The 2,125-nt window shown below is 60.3% G+C and carries 3 protein-coding genes and 1 pseudogene; 3 read left to right on the top strand and 1 reads right to left on the bottom strand.

The features are described 5' to 3' along the window. A pseudogene (locus VOI29_RS24285) lies at window positions 1-185 on the bottom strand (hypothetical protein); the annotation flags it as partial. A gap of 318 nt (window positions 186-503) precedes the next feature. On the opposite strand from VOI29_RS24285, the gene rpsF reads away from it, so the two are divergent. Genes rpsF through rplI form a run of 3 tightly spaced genes read left to right on the top strand, consistent with a single transcriptional unit; the run spans window position 504 to window position 1,740 of the window. Beyond that, window positions 504-857, top strand: coding sequence for a 30S ribosomal protein S6 (gene rpsF, locus VOI29_RS24280; RefSeq protein WP_323784438.1), 354 nt, complete (start codon window positions 504-506; stop codon window positions 855-857). Between the two features lie 28 nt (window positions 858-885). Beyond that, entirely contained in the window at window positions 886-1,113 is a 228-nt protein-coding gene (gene rpsR / locus VOI29_RS24275) for a 30S ribosomal protein S18 (RefSeq protein ID WP_005982441.1), read from the top strand. A 12-nt stretch (window positions 1,114-1,125) separates the two neighbouring features. Beyond that, window positions 1,126-1,740 carry a 50S ribosomal protein L9 gene (gene rplI, locus VOI29_RS24270; RefSeq protein ID WP_323784436.1) on the top strand — a complete coding sequence of 205 codons (615 nt, stop codon included), beginning with the start codon at window positions 1,126-1,128 and terminating at the stop codon, window positions 1,738-1,740. Window positions 1,741-2,125: the final 385 nt, after the last annotated feature.

The raw sequence follows: 2,125 nt of genomic DNA, 5'->3' as shown, positions 1-2,125 counted from the left end.
GGAACCAGCCACAGACCGGTGGAGCTGAGGATCATTGCCGCCCCCAGCATCCGCAGAAGGGCAACACGCAGCTTCCAGTTTGCTTCCAGCCACAGGCGCAGCGGCATCGCGCGTGCCATGGCATCAAAGCCATAGACCATATGGGCGCGGGTCAACTGCGGCGGGGTTTGATCTGTCACTGCCATAAGACTGCCCTTTCTGAAGCTGGCCTTTCTGAAGCTGCCCGTTCCGGGTGCTCCGGTGCCGCGGCTGGTCTCCGCGTTAAGGCTTCGTTAAGAAGTGAAGGCCTGTTTTGAGGCCTGAATGCGGCGGGCTTGCGGAATTGCGGCGGCGGCGGCGGGCGGCCGTGTGGAACCGCCCTTTTGCCTTGCTCTTTCGGCCGCAGCCTGTATAGGAGGCCCTGCTTCCGCGACATTTTCGATCCGCGCAGCCTCTCGTGACCAGGCAGCGGAAGCTTTGATGCCCGGTCTATGAAATGCGCCTAGACACAAACAGGAGTTCGCATGCCACTCTATGAGCATGTCATGATTGCGCGTCAGGACCTGTCCAACTCGCAAGCTGAAGGCCTCATCGAACATTTCGGTGCTGTTCTGTCCGACAACGGCGGCAAGCTGGTCGAGCAGGAGTACTGGGGCGTCAAAACGATGGCCTACAAGATCAACAAGAACCGCAAGGGGCACTACTCCTTCCTGAAGACCGACGCACCGTCGGCCGCCGTTCAGGAAATGGAACGCCTGATGCGTCTGCATGATGACGTGATGCGCGTCCTGACCATCAAGGTCGACGAGCATGGCGAGGGCCCTTCGGTCCAGATGCAGAAGCGCGACGAACGCGACACCCGTCGCGAACGCCGCTGATCCTAGCTTGAGAAAAGGACGCTAAATCATGGCAGCCAAACCGTTTTTCCGCCGCCGCAAGGTTTGCCCGTTCTCGGGCGACAACGCGCCGAAGATCGACTACAAAGACACCCGTCTGCTGCAGCGCTACATCTCTGAGCGCGGCAAGATCGTGCCTTCGCGCATCACCGCCGTTTCGGCCAAGAAGCAGCGTGAGCTGGCCCGTGCGATCAAGCGCGCCCGCTTCCTCGCCCTGCTGCCCTACGCTGTGAAGTAAGGAGATAAGCACATGCAAGTTATCCTTCTTGAACGCGTTGCAAAGCTGGGCCAGATGGGCGACGTCGTTGACGTGAAGCCCGGGTTCGCCCGCAACTTCCTGCTGCCGCAGGGCAAGGCGAAAACCGCTTCCGAAGCCAACATCGCATCTTTCGAGGACCAGAAAGCGCAGCTGGAAGCGCGCAACCTGGAAACCAAGAAAGAGGCCGAGGCTCTGGCAGCAAAGCTGGACGGCCAGCAGTTCATCGTGATTCGCTCCGCATCGGACGCGGGCGCGCTGTACGGCTCGGTCACCCCGCGCGACGCAGCCGATGCCGCAACTGCGGACGGTTTCTCCGTTGACAAGAAACAGGTCGCCCTGATCGCTCCGATCAAATACCTCGGCCTGCACACTGTCTCCGTGAAACTGCACCCGGAAGTCGAAGCTGTTATCAGCCTGAACGTTGCCCGCTCGGCTGAAGAAGCTGAACTGCAGGCATCGGGTAAATCGATCCAGGAGATGGCCGCCGAAGAGGAAGCCGCTGCTGAATACGAGATCTCCGAACTGTTCGACGATATCGGTTCCGCTGCGTCTGACGACGATGACGGCGCGCCGGTTGCCGATGCCGCCGGCGAAGAAACCAACTGATCCAGCCGGATCAGGAAAATCCGGAAAAGGCCGCTCGATTGAGCGGCCTTTTTCTTTTCTGCCTCAACGGTTGGACAACCCGATCTAAGTTGCAGGCGCATGCACCTGCCCCATATCCGGAACGATCGCGGATACGGGCAGCCATTACCCGATGATCCTCAACTGCCCGCAGCACTGCGGCCTCCCGGTGATCTGCGGGTCCGCCACCCTGTGCGTTACCGCGGGTGCAACGGTGTTCACATTGACAGTCCGGAGAGTATAGGGGCCGCGTAAAAGTTGGGAAACAGCCGCGGCCCCCTCTGCCCGATTTGGTCAGCAGCCCCGCAGGCGTAAGGGGCTAACTGCCCTGAGGGTTGTTTCTGCCTCAATGAACATCCCCAATATG

The sequence above is a fragment of the Leisingera sp. genome (assembly GCF_034669605.1).
GTDB lineage: Bacteria > Pseudomonadota > Alphaproteobacteria > Rhodobacterales > Rhodobacteraceae > Leisingera.
This window is presented reverse-complemented; position numbering and strand designations above follow the sequence as displayed.

What these genes read in the sequence shown, in the direction of transcription:
- rpsF (WP_323784438.1), top strand. Translation starts at nt 504, where the DNA reads ATGCCACTCTATGAGCATGTCATGATTGCGCGTCAGGACCTGTCCAAC.
- rpsR (WP_005982441.1), top strand. Translation starts at nt 886, where the DNA reads ATGGCAGCCAAACCGTTTTTCCGCCGCCGCAAGGTTTGCCCGTTCTCG.
- rplI (WP_323784436.1), top strand. Translation starts at nt 1,126, where the DNA reads ATGCAAGTTATCCTTCTTGAACGCGTTGCAAAGCTGGGCCAGATGGGC.